The 18,258-nt window shown below is 44.0% G+C and carries 19 protein-coding genes; 16 read left to right on the top strand and 3 right to left on the bottom strand.

The features are described 5' to 3' along the window. Positions 1–442: 442 nt before the first annotated feature. The gene (locus tag ABN764_RS25730; protein WP_446673485.1) at positions 443–2,278 is read right to left on the bottom strand and encodes an Ig-like domain-containing protein; all 1,836 of its coding nucleotides are present in this window, start codon (positions 2,276–2,278) and stop codon (positions 443–445) included. A 446-nt stretch (positions 2,279–2,724) separates the two neighbouring features. On the opposite strand from ABN764_RS25730, the gene ABN764_RS25725 reads away from it, so the two are divergent. The 6 genes from ABN764_RS25725 to ABN764_RS25700 all read left to right on the top strand — a co-directional run bounded on the left by ABN764_RS25725 (position 2,725) and on the right by ABN764_RS25700 (position 8,003). Then, positions 2,725–3,345, top strand: coding sequence for a PspA/IM30 family protein (locus ABN764_RS25725; RefSeq protein ID WP_446673561.1), 621 nt, complete (start codon positions 2,725–2,727; stop codon positions 3,343–3,345). A 60-nt stretch (positions 3,346–3,405) separates the two neighbouring features. Next, positions 3,406–4,440: a TFIIB-type zinc ribbon-containing protein gene (locus ABN764_RS25720; protein ID WP_446673484.1), complete on the top strand. Its 1,035-nt coding sequence runs from the start codon at positions 3,406–3,408 to the stop codon at positions 4,438–4,440. After that, complete coding sequence (locus ABN764_RS25715) at positions 4,440–5,909, top strand: TPM domain-containing protein (protein WP_446673483.1); 1,470 nt, start codon at positions 4,440–4,442, stop codon at positions 5,907–5,909. Before ABN764_RS25720 ends, ABN764_RS25715 begins: the two co-directional genes overlap by 1 nt. Before the next feature lie 21 nt (positions 5,910–5,930). Beyond that, the gene (locus tag ABN764_RS25710; protein ID WP_446673482.1) at positions 5,931–6,935 is read left to right on the top strand and encodes an SPFH domain-containing protein; all 1,005 of its coding nucleotides are present in this window, start codon (positions 5,931–5,933) and stop codon (positions 6,933–6,935) included. 103 nt (positions 6,936–7,038) lie between these two features. Beyond that, a complete protein-coding gene (locus ABN764_RS25705) occupies positions 7,039–7,428 on the top strand; it encodes a VOC family protein (RefSeq protein WP_072732084.1) in 390 nt (129 codons plus the stop codon). Positions 7,429–7,457: 29 nt separating this feature from the next. Beyond that, entirely contained in the window at positions 7,458–8,003 is a 546-nt protein-coding gene (locus ABN764_RS25700) for a nucleotidyltransferase family protein (RefSeq protein ID WP_446673481.1), read from the top strand. 165 nt (positions 8,004–8,168) lie between these two features. Here ABN764_RS25700 and ABN764_RS25695 read toward each other — a convergent pair whose 3' ends face one another. Then, on the bottom strand, positions 8,169–9,191 hold the full coding sequence (locus ABN764_RS25695; protein ID WP_446673480.1) for an MBL fold metallo-hydrolase: 1,023 nt from the start codon (positions 9,189–9,191) through the stop codon (positions 8,169–8,171). A 194-nt stretch (positions 9,192–9,385) separates the two neighbouring features. Here ABN764_RS25695 and ABN764_RS25690 point away from each other — a divergent pair, with 194 nt between their 5' ends. Both ABN764_RS25690 and ABN764_RS25685 read left to right on the top strand, forming a co-directional pair. Beyond that, the gene (locus tag ABN764_RS25690) at positions 9,386–10,264 is read left to right on the top strand and encodes a fumarylacetoacetate hydrolase family protein (protein ID WP_446673479.1); all 879 of its coding nucleotides are present in this window, start codon (positions 9,386–9,388) and stop codon (positions 10,262–10,264) included. A 92-nt stretch (positions 10,265–10,356) separates the two neighbouring features. Further along, a complete protein-coding gene (locus ABN764_RS25685) occupies positions 10,357–10,938 on the top strand; it encodes a TetR/AcrR family transcriptional regulator (protein ID WP_446673478.1) in 582 nt (193 codons plus the stop codon). Positions 10,939–11,107: 169 nt separating this feature from the next. On the opposite strand, the gene ABN764_RS25680 is transcribed toward ABN764_RS25685, so the two are convergent. Further along, on the bottom strand, positions 11,108–11,674 hold the full coding sequence (locus ABN764_RS25680) for a GNAT family N-acetyltransferase (RefSeq protein ID WP_446673477.1): 567 nt from the start codon (positions 11,672–11,674) through the stop codon (positions 11,108–11,110). Between the two features lie 370 nt (positions 11,675–12,044). Here ABN764_RS25680 and ABN764_RS25675 point away from each other — a divergent pair, with 370 nt between their 5' ends. From ABN764_RS25675 to ABN764_RS25640, 8 genes are all read left to right on the top strand, one after another. After that, positions 12,045–12,623: an RNA polymerase sigma factor gene (locus ABN764_RS25675; protein ID WP_446673476.1), complete on the top strand. Its 579-nt coding sequence runs from the start codon at positions 12,045–12,047 to the stop codon at positions 12,621–12,623. Further along, on the top strand, positions 12,595–13,476 hold the full coding sequence (locus ABN764_RS25670; RefSeq protein ID WP_446673475.1) for a hypothetical protein: 882 nt from the start codon (positions 12,595–12,597) through the stop codon (positions 13,474–13,476). The genes ABN764_RS25675 and ABN764_RS25670 overlap by 29 nt, the downstream gene beginning before the upstream one ends. Further along, positions 13,448–14,317: an ABC transporter ATP-binding protein gene (locus tag ABN764_RS25665; protein WP_446673474.1), complete on the top strand. Its 870-nt coding sequence runs from the start codon at positions 13,448–13,450 to the stop codon at positions 14,315–14,317. Before ABN764_RS25670 ends, ABN764_RS25665 begins: the two co-directional genes overlap by 29 nt. Further along, complete coding sequence (locus ABN764_RS25660) at positions 14,317–15,444, top strand: ABC-2 transporter permease (RefSeq protein ID WP_446673473.1); 1,128 nt, start codon at positions 14,317–14,319, stop codon at positions 15,442–15,444. The genes ABN764_RS25665 and ABN764_RS25660 overlap by 1 nt, the downstream gene beginning before the upstream one ends. A 77-nt stretch (positions 15,445–15,521) precedes the next feature. Further along, positions 15,522–16,436 carry a tetratricopeptide repeat protein gene (locus ABN764_RS25655; RefSeq protein WP_446673472.1) on the top strand — a complete coding sequence of 305 codons (915 nt, stop codon included), beginning with the start codon at positions 15,522–15,524 and terminating at the stop codon, positions 16,434–16,436. Between the two features lie 33 nt (positions 16,437–16,469). Continuing rightward, positions 16,470–16,715 (top strand): IS3 family transposase, encoded by a 246-nt coding sequence (locus tag ABN764_RS25650; RefSeq protein WP_446673471.1) that lies wholly within the window; start codon positions 16,470–16,472, stop codon positions 16,713–16,715. Between the two features lie 4 nt (positions 16,716–16,719). Continuing rightward, positions 16,720–17,652: a DUF1266 domain-containing protein gene (locus tag ABN764_RS25645; RefSeq protein ID WP_446673470.1), complete on the top strand. Its 933-nt coding sequence runs from the start codon at positions 16,720–16,722 to the stop codon at positions 17,650–17,652. Positions 17,653–17,920: 268 nt separating this feature from the next. Continuing rightward, positions 17,921–18,175 (top strand): hypothetical protein, encoded by a 255-nt coding sequence (locus tag ABN764_RS25640; protein WP_446673469.1) that lies wholly within the window; start codon positions 17,921–17,923, stop codon positions 18,173–18,175. The last annotated feature ends 83 nt before the right edge of the window (positions 18,176–18,258 follow it).

The raw sequence follows: 18,258 nt of genomic DNA, 5'->3' as shown, positions 1-18,258 counted from the left end.
CATGTAATATATGATTTTATGATCTTACAGAAGGATAGAAGAAATGGAATTGGTCAATGTGCTCAGAAGAAATAGAGACAACATAACAGACAGGGGAAACATTTAGAATGAATCAACAAGTTGTTTTAGACCATATCACGAATCTCCTGAAATATGATTTATCGCAATCGCTAGTCGGAATCTATTTACACGGTTCAATGGCGATGGGGGCTTTACTCCTCAACAAAGTGATATTGATATATTAGTCATTGTAAAGGAAAAGCTACCTAATTATATGTACAAGATTATTGCTCGGGAAATAATTCGTCTATAAAAGGATGAATGCTAGAGCACGGCATTCGATATTGGATTGAATATGGAGTAAGGTAGAAAAGTATTTTTTAGTTCCGAGCTCCGTGCTCTAGCTAAGCCTTTACTTGTAACGAAGATTAATAATGGCTGATTACAAATCTAGCTCCGGCTGTTCCACTTCTTGTGGAATGGATGCTCGAAGCACCTGAACGTTGGACGTCGCCTGGAGTCCCCTATAGGCAGCATGGATTTTCGTGAATCCCGCCTTACGGCCAATCAGGTTCCCCTCATCATCGCATTCGAGAATGTCCGGATTGGCGCTTCGGAAAGTTGCTTCCTTGGTCACGTCTATTTCTTTATGTACGGAATAGTCGTAAAGTATGACCCTTACATCGATCATGGAGCCGGCACTTAGCGAGTAGTCGTTCGAATCCAGCCGGAGGTCTCCACGGGCCGGTTCAGGCTCAACCCAATCCTCAGGCAGCACGGTTACTTTCAAGCTGGCATTGAGCCCTCCGTAAGTGGCCCCAATATAAGTGACTCCAGGCGCATGACCCGTGACCCAACCCGATGCGTCGATGTCGGCAATACGGGAATCATCCGAGCTATACACGGCTACGCCTGATATATCACTGACCATTCCATTACCGTACACGGCTTGCAGTACAGTCGGCATGCTGGTGCCTGATTTTACTTGCATCTCTTTCTCCATGAATGAAATGCTTGCCAATGTCTGTTCTGTAGGAGGCATGTTCTCGAATGGAGCCAGCTTCATGAGCTGAAGCTTCCATACCTCTCCTCGTTTCACGGTTCCGGTGAAAATAAACCCGCCGTCGCGAGCTATCGCTGCCTTCCCAACGTCGCTCAGCGGCGGTCCTGGGAGTACTTCGCGGCTTGTCAACTCGCCGTTTACGTCGAACGTGACTATCGCATATTCCCATTTCTTGTCCGAGCTCTCGCTTAACGTACCTGTACCGAGCAGGGCATACCCGTCTTTCGTCCGCACCAAGCTTCTGAACGATTCCGGGCACGGGGCTGTATATGTTTTTTCCCACTCCGGCTGACCGTGTACGTCCGTCTTGGTGAGAATGGTGACTTCACCCTGCTTCGTTTTTTTACGATTGCCTACCAGATAACCTCCGTCATCGGAAGAGATGATAGAAAAGGCACGCCGTTTCGTATTTGGTTCTTGGAACGGCCGTGACCATACGATGTCGCCCTGCTCATTAAGCTTCATCATAAGCATGGCATCCTCATCGCCAGGCTCATAATCTGGATAGCCTATGCCGCCAATTACAATATAACCTCCGTCACTGGCGGGTATCATATCGGCAAAGAATTCGCTGCCGATAAAGCGATAGTCTCTATACCATAACTTTTCTCCGTTGCTATCTACCTTCAGGATGTAGCCCTTTTCATAGGCGCTGGCAGAGAACATCCCTCTCCCGGCAATCATAAAGCTGCCGTCATCCGTTTCAATAATAGCTACCGGAGTGTGGTGGAATTGTCCATCCTCAACAGCCTTGTGCCACAGTACTTGTCCAGACGCATCCAGCCGAATGAGATATAGCTTGTCCATCGGTTTGCCGTCGTAGGACCTGTAGGTTCCGGCTACTAAATATCCTCCATCCCTAGTCTCTATCGCCCGGTACGCGGCATTCCCGGACGAATAATGATCTAGCTTTTGCTCCCATAGCGGATGTCCTTCTACATCCGTTTTAATGATATAAGCCTTAACGACATATTGCCAACTATCTTGCCCAATCATTTCCTTCTCCGTAATGCTCCCTACCGTCAAATAACCGCCATCGGAGGTAGGGATGACCGCTTCCCCTCTGGAACTACTTCCATAATCCCTAAACCATTCCACGGCAGCCCGCGGTTGCGATGGCTCGGCAGCTGCTGGACTCATCGTGCCCTGTAACCCGAGTGTTAGCATGATTCCGGCAACGCACGCGGCTATCAAGCGTGTACATGTGTTGAACAAATGACTCACCTCTCTCCATGAATTATTGCTTGAAGCTTTAAGCTTGATGATTGCTGTCGAAGCAAGTGGTGTGGATAGGCTCTATTATGATTATTCATTGGATCATCATTCCTGTGTATCCCACGAATTGCATAATTCTGTATGACGCTCGAACGGTTTTTAATCCTGCACGATAGGGACGGCCTACCCATAAGCTCCGGTGAAAAAAGCAAATGATATTGTTATATTTATGGTAATTACTTAACCCCTTCCTATTTGCACCAAATAAGTAAGCGCAATTGGAATGATGTTAGCAGCAGTTTGGTTAGGGTGTGGTTCCTTACACATGTCGCAAGAAATCGATCCGTAGTTCAAAATGTCGAATTTCCCCATCCTTTTTACCTATATTTGCTGTATGATTAACGTATAGATTGTAGATGAAAATTCTTCTAATGGAGGGAAGCATTATCGAAATCTTATCGAGAGTCAAGGAACTCATGTCCATCAACATCAATAGTCTATTTCAGAAGTCAGAAGATCCTGAGAAAACCATTGATGATTACATGCGGAAGTTGAACGATGATCTCGGCAAGGTGAAGGCTGAGACGGCTTCCGTTGTTGCAGCAGAGCAGCGAGCCAAACGAGCATTGGACGAATGCGCAGCGGAAATCGCAAAACTGCAGCGATATGCAGAGAAATCAGAGGCAGATGGGAATGAAGCAGGGGCACGTGCTTTTTTAGAGAAAAAGGCAGTTCATTCGGAAAAGTTGCAGCAGCTGCAAACGGCTTATGATATTGCAGCTTCAACTGCTTCTCAAATGAAGCAGCTGCAGGACAAGCTGGTCTCTGATATCGGCGAGCTGGAGGCGCGGCGTGCAGCACTTATGGGGAAGCTTGCAGCGGCCCAGGCACAGGAACGATTAAATGCAAGTAACTCTATACATGGAGATCAGGCTTCGGCATTCGATGCGATGGAAGACAAGGTGAACCGTGCTTACGACGAAGCGATGGCGCTTGCTGAACTTCGAGGTGAGAAGAAAGACGATTTGGACGAACTGATTGAGCAGTTGAAGAAGGAAAAGAATTGAATCTCGATTCATAGGCATTACATATTAATAGATACTTTCTATGCTCTAGGGGTGAATAGGTTGCCGGTTATTGAATATAAATGCCCGAACTGCGGTAGCGGGATGGAGTATGATACGTATTCGGAGATGTTAACCTGTCATAGCTGTGGAAGAGAAGACAATGTTCAGGACATGCAGGATCCGATGACCAAATACGTGTTCACAGAGGAAGATGCTGCGGAGGAATATCACTGCCATAGCTGTGGCGCTGTCATTATCACAGAAGCAGAGACGAGCGCAACGAGCTGCAGCTTCTGTGGATCTGCCATTGTATTAGGAGATCGATTGACGGGAAATTTGGCGCCGGTGAAGATTATTCCTTTTGCCATTAGCAAGGAAGAAGCAGTGATGGAGTTCAAAAGATGGTGTGGAAAGGGACTCATTACTCCGAAAGGGTTCATGTCGGCGAACCGAATTAAGGGTATAACGGGGATGTATGTCCCATTCTGGCTCTATGATTTGCAGAATGAAATTGAGGTTCATGGCAGCGCCACGAAGGTCAGCAAATACCGCTCAGGCGATTACGATTATACGGAAACAGCACATTATGATTTCTATCGCGAGATTTGCCTGGACTATATAAAAGTTCCGGTGGATGCTTCGGCAAAGATGACAGATGAACTTATGGATAAGCTTGAACCTTTTCCCTATGAAAAGCTTGAGAACTTCAAGACTCCATACTTAGCAGGTTATGTTGCTGAAACGTATAGTTATAACGAGGAAGAGCTGCTGCCGCGGGTAAAGGAAAAAATAAAAGAGTATATTTTTGAATTCATAGATTCAACCGTAACGGAGTATACGTCAGCGAAGTATGACAATGTTCATATTCACACGGAGACGCAGCGAGCTGACTATGTTCTGCTCCCGGTCTGGGTACTGCATTATGACTATAATAAACTGGAATATACGTTTGCGATGAATGGACAGACGGGCAAGGTGGTCGGCAAGCCTCCGATCAGCAAGTCGAAGGTGTTCGCATGGTTTGCGGGATTATCGGCGATATTCTTCCTCGTATTTCAGGTTGTGTCCTATTTGTATATAGGAGGGAAATTCTGATGAGAAGGCATCGTGTTATCGCTGTCGTCCTGCTGTTCGCAGCATTGCTGCTCGCCATCCCCATGGAGGTGATCACGGGAAGCGTCAGTGCGGCTGCCAAGAATAACAAGCAGTTAATTGATGATTCCGTGGGTGTACTCAGTAAGAAGGAAGTAAAAGAATTGAACGAGTTGGCTAATCGGTATGGATCGGAAATAGGGATCAATATCATCGGGATTGTAACAGATAAAGATCAAGGGACTTGGGAAGTGCTGCAGGATTTATACGCGAAGAATAACTCCAATGAAGATTTTTCTGTCAGTAATGCAGCTGTGCTGATTCTGAATACGAATCACGAGAAAATCTACATAAATGTATCTCAAAAGGCGGCAGATCATTTGGACGATGAACGGCTAAGCAGCATAACCGATATTGTCGCTGATGAATACGGGGAAGGCCGTTATAAGGCTGCTTTTCAAAGGTATATTGAGTCCGTCTATCAGTATGTAACAACGGGATCGCAAGCAGTTGATTCGGGTAAGAACAGTACCGTTAGCAGTATGATCAGCAGCACGAACGATGGGACTACGTTTACGAGCACGACAACTACGACAAGCAGTAGTACATCAGGCACAACCAGCAGCACTTTTACGAGCACCACCACCAGCACTACGAATGGGACTAGCTTCACTAGTTCAAGCAGCGGTGAGAGTTCAAATGGTGCAATGAATAGCTCCAATCCAAGCATGTTCAAAAAATGGAGCGACGCGAGCAATAAAAAAGGAAATCAGCTGATCTTCGATGAGGCAAAGCTGCTGACTGGGCGAGAATACGAAGAGCTGCAAGAACTGGCAAAGCAGTACAGCGAAGAGCGAAAAACGGACATGATTATTTATACGACAAATGATCCATCTGCTTATGACGTAAAGAGAATGACTCAAGACTTCTATGATGAATATGGCCCTGGTTATAAAATGCGTCATGGCAACGCTATCATTTTAATGGTAGACATGACACATAGAGAGATATATCTTGCTGGATTCTATAAGGCGAAGGTATATTTCGACGATGATAGATTGGATCAAATCAGAGATAAGATTGCCCCGTATTTAGCGGATAAGGAATACAAGGATGGATTTTTAACCTATCTGAAGACGGTTCATAAATACATGGGCTACCGCCCAGGAGTGAATCCTGACAATCTCTTATTGAATATATGGGTTCAACTAGGTGCGGCTTTAGTCATGGGAGGCGGCATCGTTACGCTGCTCGTATATCGTTCCGGCGGACGAGTTACCGTAGATGCTCAGACGTATGAAGATCCGAATTCGGCAGGTTTGGTTGATTATTCGGATCAATATATCCGTACCTGTACAACAAGAACGAGAAGATATAGCAGCAGCTCCAGTTCAAGCAGTGGTGGTGGCAGCGGAGGCGGTGGCACGACATCAGGTGGTCATTCGCATAGCGGCAGCAGAGGATCATTCTAGGGGAGAGACGGAGGTTAGCATATGTTTTTCAAGAATCAATTTGCAAATGTGGTGGAATGGGAAGAGTTCCGCGATGATATGATCTTTTGGAAATGGAGTAATCGAGAGATTAAAAAAGGGAGCAAGCTGATTATTCGCGCGGGTCAAGATGCGATATTTATCAATAATGGCAAAATCGAAGGGATCTTTCAGGATGATGGCGAGTATAGCATTGATTCCGATATCATTCCATTCCTTTCTACACTCAAAGGCTTTAAGTTCGGCTTCAACAGCGGAATGCGGGTAGAGGTGCTTTTCGTCAATACGAAGGAGTTCATGGTCAGATGGGGAACGCGAAATCCAATCCTGATTCCTCACCCAAAACTCCCAGGCGGCATGCCAATTCGTGCGAACGGCACGTTCAACTTTAAGGTGAATGATTATGTTACCCTGATTGATAAGATTGCCGGAGTCAAAGAGAGCTATCTCGTTGAGGATGTGAAGTTTCGGATTACGTCCATTTTGGATCAATTGTTAATGAAATGGATTTCTAGAGAAGGCAAGGACTTATTCAATTTGCAGGCGAATGCATTTGATATTTCCAGAGGGATAAAGGAAGATCTGGATATGGAAGTAATAAACAATGGAATTACTATAACAGGCTTCCAGGTCATGAGCTTCAATTACCCAGAAGAAATCCAAGACATGATTACGAAGACGGCATCACACGAGATGATTGGCGATATGCAGAAGTATCAGCAAGTCGCGATGACGGACGGGATCGCTTCCGGTGATGTAAGCGGCGGGGGAATGGCCTCTGATATGGCAGGCATGATGATGGGAATGAACATGGCGAACGAGATGATGAAAAATATGAATCAAGTCCAGCAGACGGCAACAGGCGAATCAGCATCATCATCCGATGCTAGTGCTTCCATTACTTCTGCTTTTACGGAAGGCAATCAGAAGCCGAACTTCTGTCCGAACTGTGGAGCGAAGAATGAAGGCTCTAATTTCTGTCCGAATTGTGGCCACAAGCTGGGGTAACGTCAACCATAATAGATTGTAGAAGTGATAGAGTTGTTCCTAAATAGTGACATGTCATTGAAACGATAGATAGTATACAAAAGTCAAAAGGGAGATGAATGGAATGACAACAACATCTGCATCATTTGCTTGCTGCCTTCAAATGTTTCCGACACCAGATTTGCATCGTACAGCTGAGTACTATGAGAATCTAGGATACCGTTCGGTCTATTATTTAGAATCTGCTGAACCGCATGTATGCTTGTACCGAGATGCAATGGAAATTGTGTTGACGAAGGGGAATCCAGAGAACTTCAAACCGAATCGATTGCTCCATGGATATGGGTACGACGGATACTTTATTACGACAGATCAGCAGGGAATGCTGGAGGAATTGACCGCGAGAGGCGTCAAGATTGTGCGTCCACTCACGACAACTGACTATAACAATCGAGAATTCGTATTCGAGGATGTAGACGGAAGATGGATCGCGGTCGGAATGAAGCAATCATAGTTTCCAATGGAAATGAGGGTTAGCAAAGAATGCTAGAGCAACAGCTGAAACAATATTTGCGTGAGCATGAAGCGTTCATGCGTGATTTGCGTATCGTTCAGGAGCTACAACTGCCGCAATGCTATATTGCGGCGGGATACATCCGCAACTATGTATGGGACAAGCTCCATGGGTTCGATAATCGCAGCAGACATAGTGATATTGATGTTGTGTATTTTGATCGCGATGATGTATCCGAGGAACGGGATCTTCGCTTGGAGCGGGCGCTGATTCAGCAGACGGGAAATGAGAAATGGTCGGTCAAAAATCAAGCAAGAATGCACACTCATAATGGAGTAGAACCCTATACATCAACATGGGACGCACTGTATCACTGGCCAGAAACGGCGACGGCTGTCGGTGCTCGTCTGGACGAACACGATCAATTGGATATTTGTGCACCGTATGGACTGGAAGATTTATTTCAGCTCGCCGTGAGAAGATGTCCGCAGTTTCCGAATCACAGCTATTATGTTGAGCGTGTTAAGCGTAAGAATTGGAAGGATCAGTGGACGCTTCTTACGATCATAGAATAAATGGTTGAATATGGAATTTGTGGTTGAACACGACTTCGAAATCGACGATGGCACCGCTCCTTAAGCACCGATTTTAATTCCGTGGAACAATCCAAAAAAACGGCCGCTGTTCGCATCGTCTGCGACAGGGCCGATTTTTGTTTTTCGCAGACTAGCTTCAAATTGCTATTCTTGCCAAACACTCATAGGGTCCCATGGCTTGATCTGAACTCCATATTTTCCGGCCAAAAAAGCTTTCATGTCTTCTAGTTTAGCAGGCACCTCGTTCCAAATTGGAAGGGGGGCTAACCCTCGTTTGCTTTTCAATAGGATGTCCACTGTAACATACAAGCGTTCTGGCTGAATCCAATGAAGGAAGCGGGAAATATCAATTTGCTTGGTCAGGGACAAGGCATCAATTTCGTCATTGTAATGCTTGTTGAACTCGCTGATCAGGTTCAGGAGGTAGTCTCTCTGCTCCTTCACGAAGTCCAGGCCGCAGATGGCGCCATGTCCTGGAACAACGATTTCGGGTTTCATTTCATCAATAATGCGATCAAGCACTTTAACCCAATTGAGGGTTCCCTCTTCGCTGTATGCTGTACAACCGTTAAACACGACATCGCCGGCGAACAGCACTTTTTCTTTTGGCATCCACAGCAGCAAGTCACTGTCAGAGTGGGCCGGAGCTACGTTGTATATCATAAGTTCCGTATCACCGAGACGGATGTTGATATCGTCCTTTATCTCAATATTCGGGAGCACCCATTCTACGCCTTCCAGGTCGAATCCTTCAAATTCCGCTGCAAAAAAACGCTCGCCCGATGTCGATTCTGGAGAATCCTTTCCTCTTCTGATGACGCTGTCCATCCAGGCGATATTTTCGGTGAGACGCTCTCTAGACGCTTCCTTGTGCATAATAATGCAAGCATCTTCAAACACTTTGTTTCCCCAGGCATGGTCGCTGTTATAGTGTGAGTTCACCACATATACGGGAGATCTGCCGTTGCTTACTTCCATAAAAGCCTCCCGCATTTCCCGCGCATGGAACAAATCAAAGAACGTGTCATACACCAGCCCTTCACCCTTGTTGATGAACCCGGCATTGGCCCAACTGATGCCGCGATACGGCGAAATACCGGCAAAGACTCCATCTGCGACTTCAAAAAATTTAACGCGAGGTTTTTGGATAATACGTCCATACTTCATGAGAATTCTCCTTTGCGTATATGTTTTTGAGGTAAGGCATACTGACTATGTCTTTATAATAGAGAATGGAAAACATAAATGCAAGCAAGTACTTGCATGCATTTATTCTATGCTATATGATAGTTGCAGAACTACATCACACTACATAGATGGGGGCGCTGGAATATGAAGCTAGTAACCTTTCAAACGAAGACATGGATAGCTATCTTCATTATTTGCCGGCAAGTTATGATGCCGCTAAGGAATTGATGCAATATGCTATCGAACAGTCGCATCAATTCAATGAAAATGAAATCTGCCCCATTGCAGCAGTAAGACTGCTGCCGCCGGTTCCGAATCCGGCCGCGCTTATCGATTTCGGGCTGACGCCAAGACATCTAAGAAATGCTGGTGTAAATCTGCTGCGAAGAGAATATACAGGGCCAGAAAGAGAAGAGCTTAAACGGAAAATTGGCGAAAAATTCCAGCGAGATCCGAATAAAGTAACTTTCAGTTATTACAAGTGTAACCATAATGCATTAATTGGCGATGGGGATACGATTCATTGGCCTTCGTACTCTTCCTACCTGGATATCGAACCGGAGCTGGCCTTTGTTACAGGGAAGGGGAACTGCATTGCAGGTTATGTTATTTTTAACGACAGTACTGTCCGCGATGTGCAGTGGCCGGATTTCCAGGCGCTGACCGGACCGACGCGCTGCAAAGATTTTGATCGCAGCAAAGGAATAGGACCATTTCTGGTTACGCCGGATGAAATCGACAACCCGCTGGCACTGGATGTGGATGTACGCATCGGGGAGAGATTACACTGGAAGGGAAGCACATCCGAGTATTCTGCACACCCTGCAAAAGTGATGGAGGAGGTTCTCAAAGTATTCACGCCGCTACCAGGCACGATAATAGGAATGGGGACGATACCGGATTGCTGCGCAATCGAGACCGAACAATGGCTGTTGCCCTCTGACCGAATCCTGATTACATTTGATAAATTAGGAACGCTCACCCAATTGGTGCCTGATCATGTCAAGATTACGGAACCAAGCCGCTGGGAACAAAGAAGCGATTTGCTTTAAATAAACGTTTATGAAAATGATGAACCCTGACCATGCTGAATATGCAAAACTTGTAGTAGAATGGGTTTAACATATACAAAAGGAGAAATACAATGCATACTTCAGACAGAATCGTTGAAGCTGCGACACGGCTCATCAAAAAGAACGGCTATCGGGGAGTAAGTACCAAAGCCATTGCAACGGAAGCTAAAGTCAATGAATCTACGATTTTCCGGCAATTTGGAAGCAAGCAAGGCGTATTGGAAGCCATCATTGAAAGACACTCGGATATCCCACAATTTGAGAAGCTGTTAAAAGAGGACGCGACCGATAATCCTGAAGTCGATCTGCTGAATGTAAGTCAGCAGTACCGTTTGTTTTTTCATAAAAATGCGGACATCATTTTGATTGGCATCCGTGACAAAGGAATGTTTCCCGAATTGGACAGAGTGCTGGCCGATCCGCCGGTGAAGCTGCACTCCTTACTGGTTGAATATTTTGAACGCCTGCAGAAGAAAAAAGTTATAGCCATACAGGATGAGCGTCTTGCCGCCATGTCTTTCCTCTCGATGTGCTACGGATTTCAGATGAGCGAGTTGATTCACCGGCAATATCAGACCCAACTCGTCACCGAGGAAGAGTTCTACAAGCACAGTGTCTCATTGTTTGTTAAAGGAATTTTGTCTCAGTCATAAGCTTTGTCGATTTATTTAATGATAAGTCTAAACTTATTATATCCACTCTATCTATTGCAACCATTATTGTGATTCGTTAGTTCTTACCATACTAAGACTCTGTGGATGTTATTGAATTAAAGGGAAACGATAGCTCAATAAAATAGCGGCAGTCTAAGACTGCCGCCGTTTACAACTCGGTAATCGGGATGAAAGGTTCGGGCTTGTCAGTGTGATCGCCTATCATTTTCTCCATCCAGATCATATCGTACCACTGATCAAATTTGTAAGCGCATTTGGTGAAATGAGCTACCTTCTTATAGCCTAGATGGCTGTGGAATTTCTCGCTGCCGTTGTCCAAATATTCATTCGGCTCACATGGATATGAGATACATGCGTTCACGTTAATGACGTTCTGCCGCTTCAAGGCGTCCTCCAAAGCATAATACAGCTTCTTGCCTAGTCCAGCACCGCGGCAATCCTGCCGCAGATACACGCTTGTTTCAACTGACCAGTCATACGCCGCACGGCCTTTAAAGACAGATGCATAGGCATATCCGCAGATTCTCTCGTTTTGAAGGATTACTAGATAGGGGTATCTTTGCAGCGTTTGCCGAATTCGACTTGCAAATTCTTGGACGGTTGGTACGGTATACTCGAAGGTGATAGCCGTATCGGTGACATAGGGAGCGTAGATGTGTAACAGCTCCTGCGCATCAGCTTCTTCTGCCATGCGAATGTAAATATCTTGGTTCATATACGCTCGCCTTTCTATTAATGTTGTCGCAATCTATGTGCTCATGATTTTAGCATATTTATCAACATCGTACATCATTTTCACTGCTCTTGATTGGTTTACAATGCTAGGAGACTGCACAGAGTGAAGACATGTGGGAGCTAGGAGCAGCTTGTGCAGATGCAGCAGTAGGAGGTTGCAAGGACGTTGCCATCGAGCCACTGATGTATGCTCTGTCCGGCACACTGAAATACTGGAGAATTATTAGATACGATGATTTTCGCCGATTCTCTATTAGGGAGTCGGTTTTTTTTGTAATTTAAAATATTTTTACTGAACATCGTCTTTTTGATGATTCATATCGTTAATAGAGATGAGGGGGGGGAGTACTGTGCTTTCCGATGAGGAGCTAATTACAGAAATACGAAGCGGCAGCCAAGCTGCAATGGAGATGCTGGTCAAGCGGCATTACGCGATGATCTACTCCTACATCTATCGCAAGATCGGGAACCATCATACTGCATATGATCTGACGCAAGAAGTATTCATCAAGATGATGCAATCGCTGTCCAGCTATCAGAGCCACGGCAAGTTCGAACATTGGCTGCTGAAAATTGCTGTTAATCACTGTCTCGACTACTACCGCAGCAAGCAGTACCGTAACTCGCACATCCAAGACGAACTGGACGAGACGATTCCGGATGCTCATAGCAACGTATGGGACTTATTCCAGTTGCATGACCAGCAGGAACAAGCGAAGCAGGCTGTGCTCGCTCTGCCGGAACATCAGCGAGAAGCAATTATTCTCAATTATTATAACGGGCTGAAGATACGAGAGATTGCGGATGTGACGGGAGCAAATGAATCCACGATAAAATCTCGTATTCGTGCGGGAATTTCAAGGCTGAAGAAAATGCTGCTAGGAGAGGAGGAAATGAGCGATGAGCATGAACAGAGAAAACAAGGGTAAAGCAGTTTGGGCGGATGACATGAATGACGTTAAGGAGTCAGAATATTTTGATTCTGAGCTTGAATCGATATTGCAGCAATACCGAGTGGAACTGCCAGAGGAACAGCGAATCAATACTACCATTGACGTACTGAGGCAATATGTCCCTGATATAAGCGAAAACTCGCGGGAAGTATCAATGATGGGCCATTGGCGGCGATGGATCAATCTGTGGACGATAGCCGCTGCTGATATTGGCATATTCAGCAAGCTGTATTGGATGAGTTGTCTTGTTTTGTTCGGGGCAGGGGTATGGATTGGTGTGACTGTGCAGCAGATGCCTGCTGTTGTGGCCGTTCTTTTTTCACCGCTTCCGTTCGTGATTGGGCTGTTAGAAGTGTTCAAGGGAAGGGAGCAGGGAGTTCTGGAAATGGAGTTGGCCTGCAAAGTTTCTGCACAGGAGTTAATGCTGTCGCGTTTGCTTTTTATCGTAATGAATAGTCTTATTTTAAACACTTGCTTATCTGGCCTATTGTATCTTGTTCGTGGCGATATTTCATTCTGGGGTCTGACTTGGACTTGGTTTACACCGTTTATCATCGTTGCTAGTTCGTCTCTATGGCTGGCTATGCGTATACGATGTACCGTCAGTTCGATGGTGACAATAAGCATATGGATGGCTGTCGGAATGATCTTGCTTACACGCCCGGACATGCTAACGCGCATGATGCATTTACATATTCTCATAACGATTTTGGTTAATGCAGGTGCAGTGTATCTTCTATTAAGACAAGGATGGAAGCTGCTGCGGAATCACACCTTTATTGCGGAAGGAAGCTTAAGCTATGGAGCTAACGATTCAGAATATTTCTAAACAGTTCAAAGAGCGAGTTGCCGTCAATCAATTTACTGCTGAATTCAGCTGCGGTGTATATGGCTTGCTGGGCCCGAATGGAGCGGGAAAGACAACGTTGCTACGCATGCTTGCGGATATTCTGCGACCAACTAGCGGCATGATTCAGTTGAACGGGCAGGATATACGCTCGATGGGAGAGCGTTACCGGGAGGTTCTTGGCTACTTGCCCCAGCAATTTGGATACTACAGGCAGTTCACTGGTCGACGATTTCTCATGTACATTGCGGCGCTAAAAGGGCTTGAAAAAAGGGCTGCAGCTGCAAAGGTCGAGGAAGTTCTTCAACTGGTCGGTCTTGGTTATGAAGCAGATTCTAAAATAAAATCCTACTCCGGCGGTATGCGGCAGCGGCTCGGTATCGCGCAAGCATTATTGAATGATCCGAAGGTGCTGATTCTGGACGAGCCAACTGCCGGGCTTGATCCAACAGAACGAATTCGTTTCCGCAATATATTATCGGAAATGTCCGCAAATCGAATCATCCTATTATCAACTCATATTGTGTCGGATATCGAGTACGTTGCCAAAGATGTGCTGCTTATGAAACAAGGATGTCTGCTCAAGCAAGATAGGCTCGTCTCTTTATTGGAAGAATTGAAGGAATCGGTATGGAAGGTCACAGTTGATGAAAATCAGCTCCCCGTCTTGAAACAGCGTTACAAGATAGTCAATATCCTTCGCCGTGACAGTGGGGTTGAGGTTCGTATCCTGTCTCCAGACAAGCCGCTGCTGACAGCTCAGCCAGTGACGGCAGGATTGGAAGACCTATATTTTCATTATTTTAATGAGGAGATTATGTAATGAGACAGTTATTGAGGTACGAGCTGTTGAAGATCGTATGGCGCAAGAGCGTATTTGTTGTTGGTCTATTAATTGCAGCTATCTATACGGTGGTTATTGCATTTCATGCTGAATATTATCAAGATGGGTCAAAGGAATACCGCTCATATGCGCGTGAGATTACAGCAGAAGATATTCAGCGGGTGGATGAAAGATACAAGAGGAGCAACTGGCATCAGCTGCCGATTCAAGAAAAAAGTATTATGGAGGATATCTCAGGAATACCCAATATGCTGCATAAATATGAACAGAAACTGATCGATATCGACATGCGGCTCATGCTAAGCAAGCCTGACTCATACGAATATAAACAAAACAAATTACAAGAAAAACTACTGTCGGAGCAAGGGCCGCCAACCGCTCAATTATACTATAATATGCCATGGGGCGAATTGATCTATATGGTCGATCAATTTGGTGTTGCCTTCATGGGAGCCATGCTTCTCATCGGACTTTCTCCAATCTATTCAGAAGAATATACTAGGAGGATGGACAGCTTGCTCTTAAGCAGCAGACATGGGCGAAGCAAGCTTATTCATGCAAAATGCTTAGCAGCTATTCTGTACACCTTGTTGTGTGTCCTGGTATTTCAGCTGATCAATATGGGGGTAACGGCCTTGTTGTTTGGCAACTTGGATGGAGCCACCACACCTCTTGATAGTATGAGAAGGTATGGAGACACACGTCCTTTTGCAGAATATCCGTATTCATTCACCGTGTTAGAGTACTATTTTATTCAATTAGGGGTGCAAACCATTGGCTGTGCAGCATTTGCGATTGCCGTGACGTTTATTTCCTCACTTAGCCGTTCATCGTTGGTCACGATGTTGCTAGCGGGGGGCGTACTTGGAATTCCCTATCTACTATTGGATGTTCGTAATATTCGTTATCCGATTATCGAATGGATGGTGACATTCGGCTACAGTCAGTTTATCCGGGTTACACATCTTTTCAACAGCTTCCGTACAGTTAATCTCTTTGGGGAGCCTATCCTATATCCGATAGCTGCATTAGCTATTCTCTTGATAGTAACGGCCGTTCTAGTATGGGTAACAGCCTTGTTATTCCGCCGACGGCAAGCATGTTAGTGGTGACAAAGGATGTTGGCTAGGTCTTGAGGGCTGTTAAACAAGGAAAATGATGATTATAAAGGGGAAAACATTCGTTGAGTGCCAATCAAAAAGCTATTGAATATTTGGAAAGTAATGAATATGACAAATCTTTAGATCTTTTCCATGAAGCCGTAAGGGAATCACGTAATGTACAATCATTAAATAACCTTGCATGGATATATCTGCATGAAGAATGTGACAAGGAAACAGCCCTGATACTTATCAAAGAGGCTATTGAATTAAATCCTTCATCTCATTTTCCTTACAATATTTTGGGGGAAATTTATGTTGAGAAGGAAATGTGGCAACAGGCCGCAGATGCCTTGAACCAATCTTTGATCATACACCCTTCAAATGAAGCTTATAACAATTTGGCTATTGCCAAATATCATCTTGGACAAATACAAGAAGCTTCAGACTTTTTTCTTCAATGTTCCCGAAATTCTGATTATGCAATGTACAGTCATGTTAAGTGCTTAATCGAGCTTGGGAGAAAAATAGAAGCGAAGAAGAAACTAGATGTATTTTCTGAAGATGATGATGATTTTGTCGGTGATGTAGAAGTTGCAGAGTTATATCTTGAATTAGACTGTTTCAATGAGTCTATTTATTGGTTTGACAAAGGGTGGGAACAGTATTGGAAAACACCAGACTGGGTTAGTAGATTCGTATACGCTTTATGTAAAACCCAAAATGAAAATCGAGCTCGTGACATCTTGAATGAAGTAATTCAACAAAAAATTGAGGAAATAAAAGAAGCTCATGAAGATGATTGTGACGAGGATTGGACAGAATGGGAGAAAGAAGAGCACATTAAGCAATTGCTTGATGAGAAAAAAGAATATGAGCATATGTTTGAGAAAATTTCATTAGGATTTATTCCCTCGATGGAATTTAACACTTCAATGAGCTCGGGCTGTTACTTGTTCGGATGTAAACGACACAATCACCCAGAGTACCAAGAATAAAAGGAAAAGTTGATTTGATGGGCTATCCATAAGATGATAGCCCATTTTTTGTTGATTATTAGCAATCCTCATTTTGGGCGGGGACATTCGTCGAATCTTCACCATCTGGAATTGGAGCTATACGATTATGTCAACTGGTTTAATAAACATCGAATTTACGGAACGCTGGGATATCTGACGCCTGTTCCGTATCACCAAGAAGCCTTTTCCTGTCTGAAATTTACTGTTGACAATCCAATATATATAATAAAGGAAAACAGGGTGTTTAAAAGGAGATGACGAATTGGTAACCAGTGTAATCAGCAAAGAGATATTTAAATTAAAGCGCAAGAGATTTTTTAAGAAACCTATCATATTTATCGCCTACAATGACGGTTTCTATTTTCAAAATCCAAGAAGTAGCGAAAAAGTAAACTTCGAGAATATAATTAATATTTTCATCGCAGAGCCTTACAGATTATGCGAAAAAAGCTTTGTCATATTATATAAAAGTGCCGATGGAGAAGAATGGAGATTAGATTTAACGAAGTCTTTATTAGGCAGGGGTGTAGAAAAGCTTGAAAAATTGTTTGAACAAGAATGGAGGCCACTATTAAGCAATAAAGAAACAAGTGAGACAATTAAATGGTTTAATGCGGCATATGCTATTTTTGCTGTAGCAACTTGGAGGGATTTGGGAGTGTTTGGCGGAGTGGTTCCTACCGAAGGGGCTAAAGAAGAGCAATTTTCTATTTTAGCAGCAGATTGGGGAATTGAATCCAGAGAAGAAGCAGATGAAGTTATGGAATTATTATTTTCCGGCAAGACGAATGTACAGTACATAGAAGAATTAAAAAAATCCAAAGAAGTAGCAGACCCATTTAGATATGAATTGTGTCATGTTATAAAAGAAAAAATGGGCGATAAAGGGGTTTTGGCTTGGGATTTAGTTAGACTTATCCATGTAGCTTCCATGTGCTATATTGCAGGTATCTATACGAAAGAAGAAGCATTGGATCTATGTTTACAAGCTGCAGAAATACTGCAAAGAGTTTATTCGAGTTTTGATGAAATGGGGCAAAGCTACTTGCTTGGATATAGTTTTTGGTCTAAAGAGGACTTGAATGGAAAAACGAATGATGCAAGAGAACGCAAAGATATTCATGAAATGTTATTAAAATTAGAAAATGGCCCTTATAGCTTAGACTTTCATCTTCCATTGAACAAAGACTGGTAATTATGAAAGGATTCGATTAGATGCAAAACAAAAATTCGTGGCCCATTTCCACGCCGGATCAGTAATACAGATAACCTTCAGCGGATTAATTCATGTACCAAAAGTTAAGTCGATGGTTAAATAAATGACTAAATCATAGGGAAATAATTATTCTGCGCAAACACAGCCAGCGATTTCTTCGCTTTAAGTTGTAAAGCAGATAAATATTTGTCATTCAACTAACGGGTACTTTAGTATAACTATTGAGTGTGTAAGGTGGACGGGGACAATGGATGATACATTTGTTGGGGGGATATTTGTAGCCGATAGTTCAAAGCCATTCCCTAATTTCTTTCCAGTTGGACTATCTACAACACGCGAATTAGCTATTAACCAAATTGAAGCCATGCCCAGAGATAATAATTATCAGTTACTTCGGATGCCGATAAATAAAGACTTTTCGTATTTCCAAAAGAGTGGAAAGATAGTTGGAATGGATGCTATTCATCACGAACATTTTCATTATAAAGACGAGTCAAATTAATCATTAAGCTCCCTCAAAATGATTAAGTTTCCTCACTCAGACTCATGAATTCGCAGGATTTCACCCTATGGTAAATGTGAGGA

It is taken from the genome of Paenibacillus wuxiensis (assembly GCF_040195695.1).
Taxonomy (GTDB): domain Bacteria; phylum Bacillota; class Bacilli; order Paenibacillales; family Paenibacillaceae; genus Paenibacillus_B; species Paenibacillus_B suaedae.
Note: the sequence above shows the minus strand (reverse complement) of the source record. Positions and strands in the feature narration are given on the sequence as shown.

Coding starts and splice junctions, on each gene's coding strand:
- ABN764_RS25670 (WP_446673475.1), top strand. CDS start 12,595: ATGAGCATGAACAGAGAAAACAAGGGTAAAGCAGTTTGGGCGGATGAC.
- ABN764_RS25685 (WP_446673478.1), top strand. CDS start 10,357: ATGCATACTTCAGACAGAATCGTTGAAGCTGCGACACGGCTCATCAAA.
- ABN764_RS25700 (WP_446673481.1), top strand. CDS start 7,458: ATGCTAGAGCAACAGCTGAAACAATATTTGCGTGAGCATGAAGCGTTC.
- ABN764_RS25665 (WP_446673474.1), top strand. CDS start 13,448: ATGGAGCTAACGATTCAGAATATTTCTAAACAGTTCAAAGAGCGAGTT.
- ABN764_RS25690 (WP_446673479.1), top strand. CDS start 9,386: ATGGATAGCTATCTTCATTATTTGCCGGCAAGTTATGATGCCGCTAAG.
- ABN764_RS25695 (WP_446673480.1), bottom strand. CDS start 9,191: ATGAAGTATGGACGTATTATCCAAAAACCTCGCGTTAAATTTTTTGAA.
- ABN764_RS25715 (WP_446673483.1), top strand. CDS start 4,440: ATGAGAAGGCATCGTGTTATCGCTGTCGTCCTGCTGTTCGCAGCATTG.
- ABN764_RS25640 (WP_446673469.1), top strand. CDS start 17,921: ATGGATGATACATTTGTTGGGGGGATATTTGTAGCCGATAGTTCAAAG.
- ABN764_RS25650 (WP_446673471.1), top strand. CDS start 16,470: ATGATAGCCCATTTTTTGTTGATTATTAGCAATCCTCATTTTGGGCGG.
- ABN764_RS25660 (WP_446673473.1), top strand. CDS start 14,317: ATGAGACAGTTATTGAGGTACGAGCTGTTGAAGATCGTATGGCGCAAG.
- ABN764_RS25680 (WP_446673477.1), bottom strand. CDS start 11,674: ATGAACCAAGATATTTACATTCGCATGGCAGAAGAAGCTGATGCGCAG.
- ABN764_RS25710 (WP_446673482.1), top strand. CDS start 5,931: ATGTTTTTCAAGAATCAATTTGCAAATGTGGTGGAATGGGAAGAGTTC.
- ABN764_RS25705 (WP_072732084.1), top strand. CDS start 7,039: ATGACAACAACATCTGCATCATTTGCTTGCTGCCTTCAAATGTTTCCG.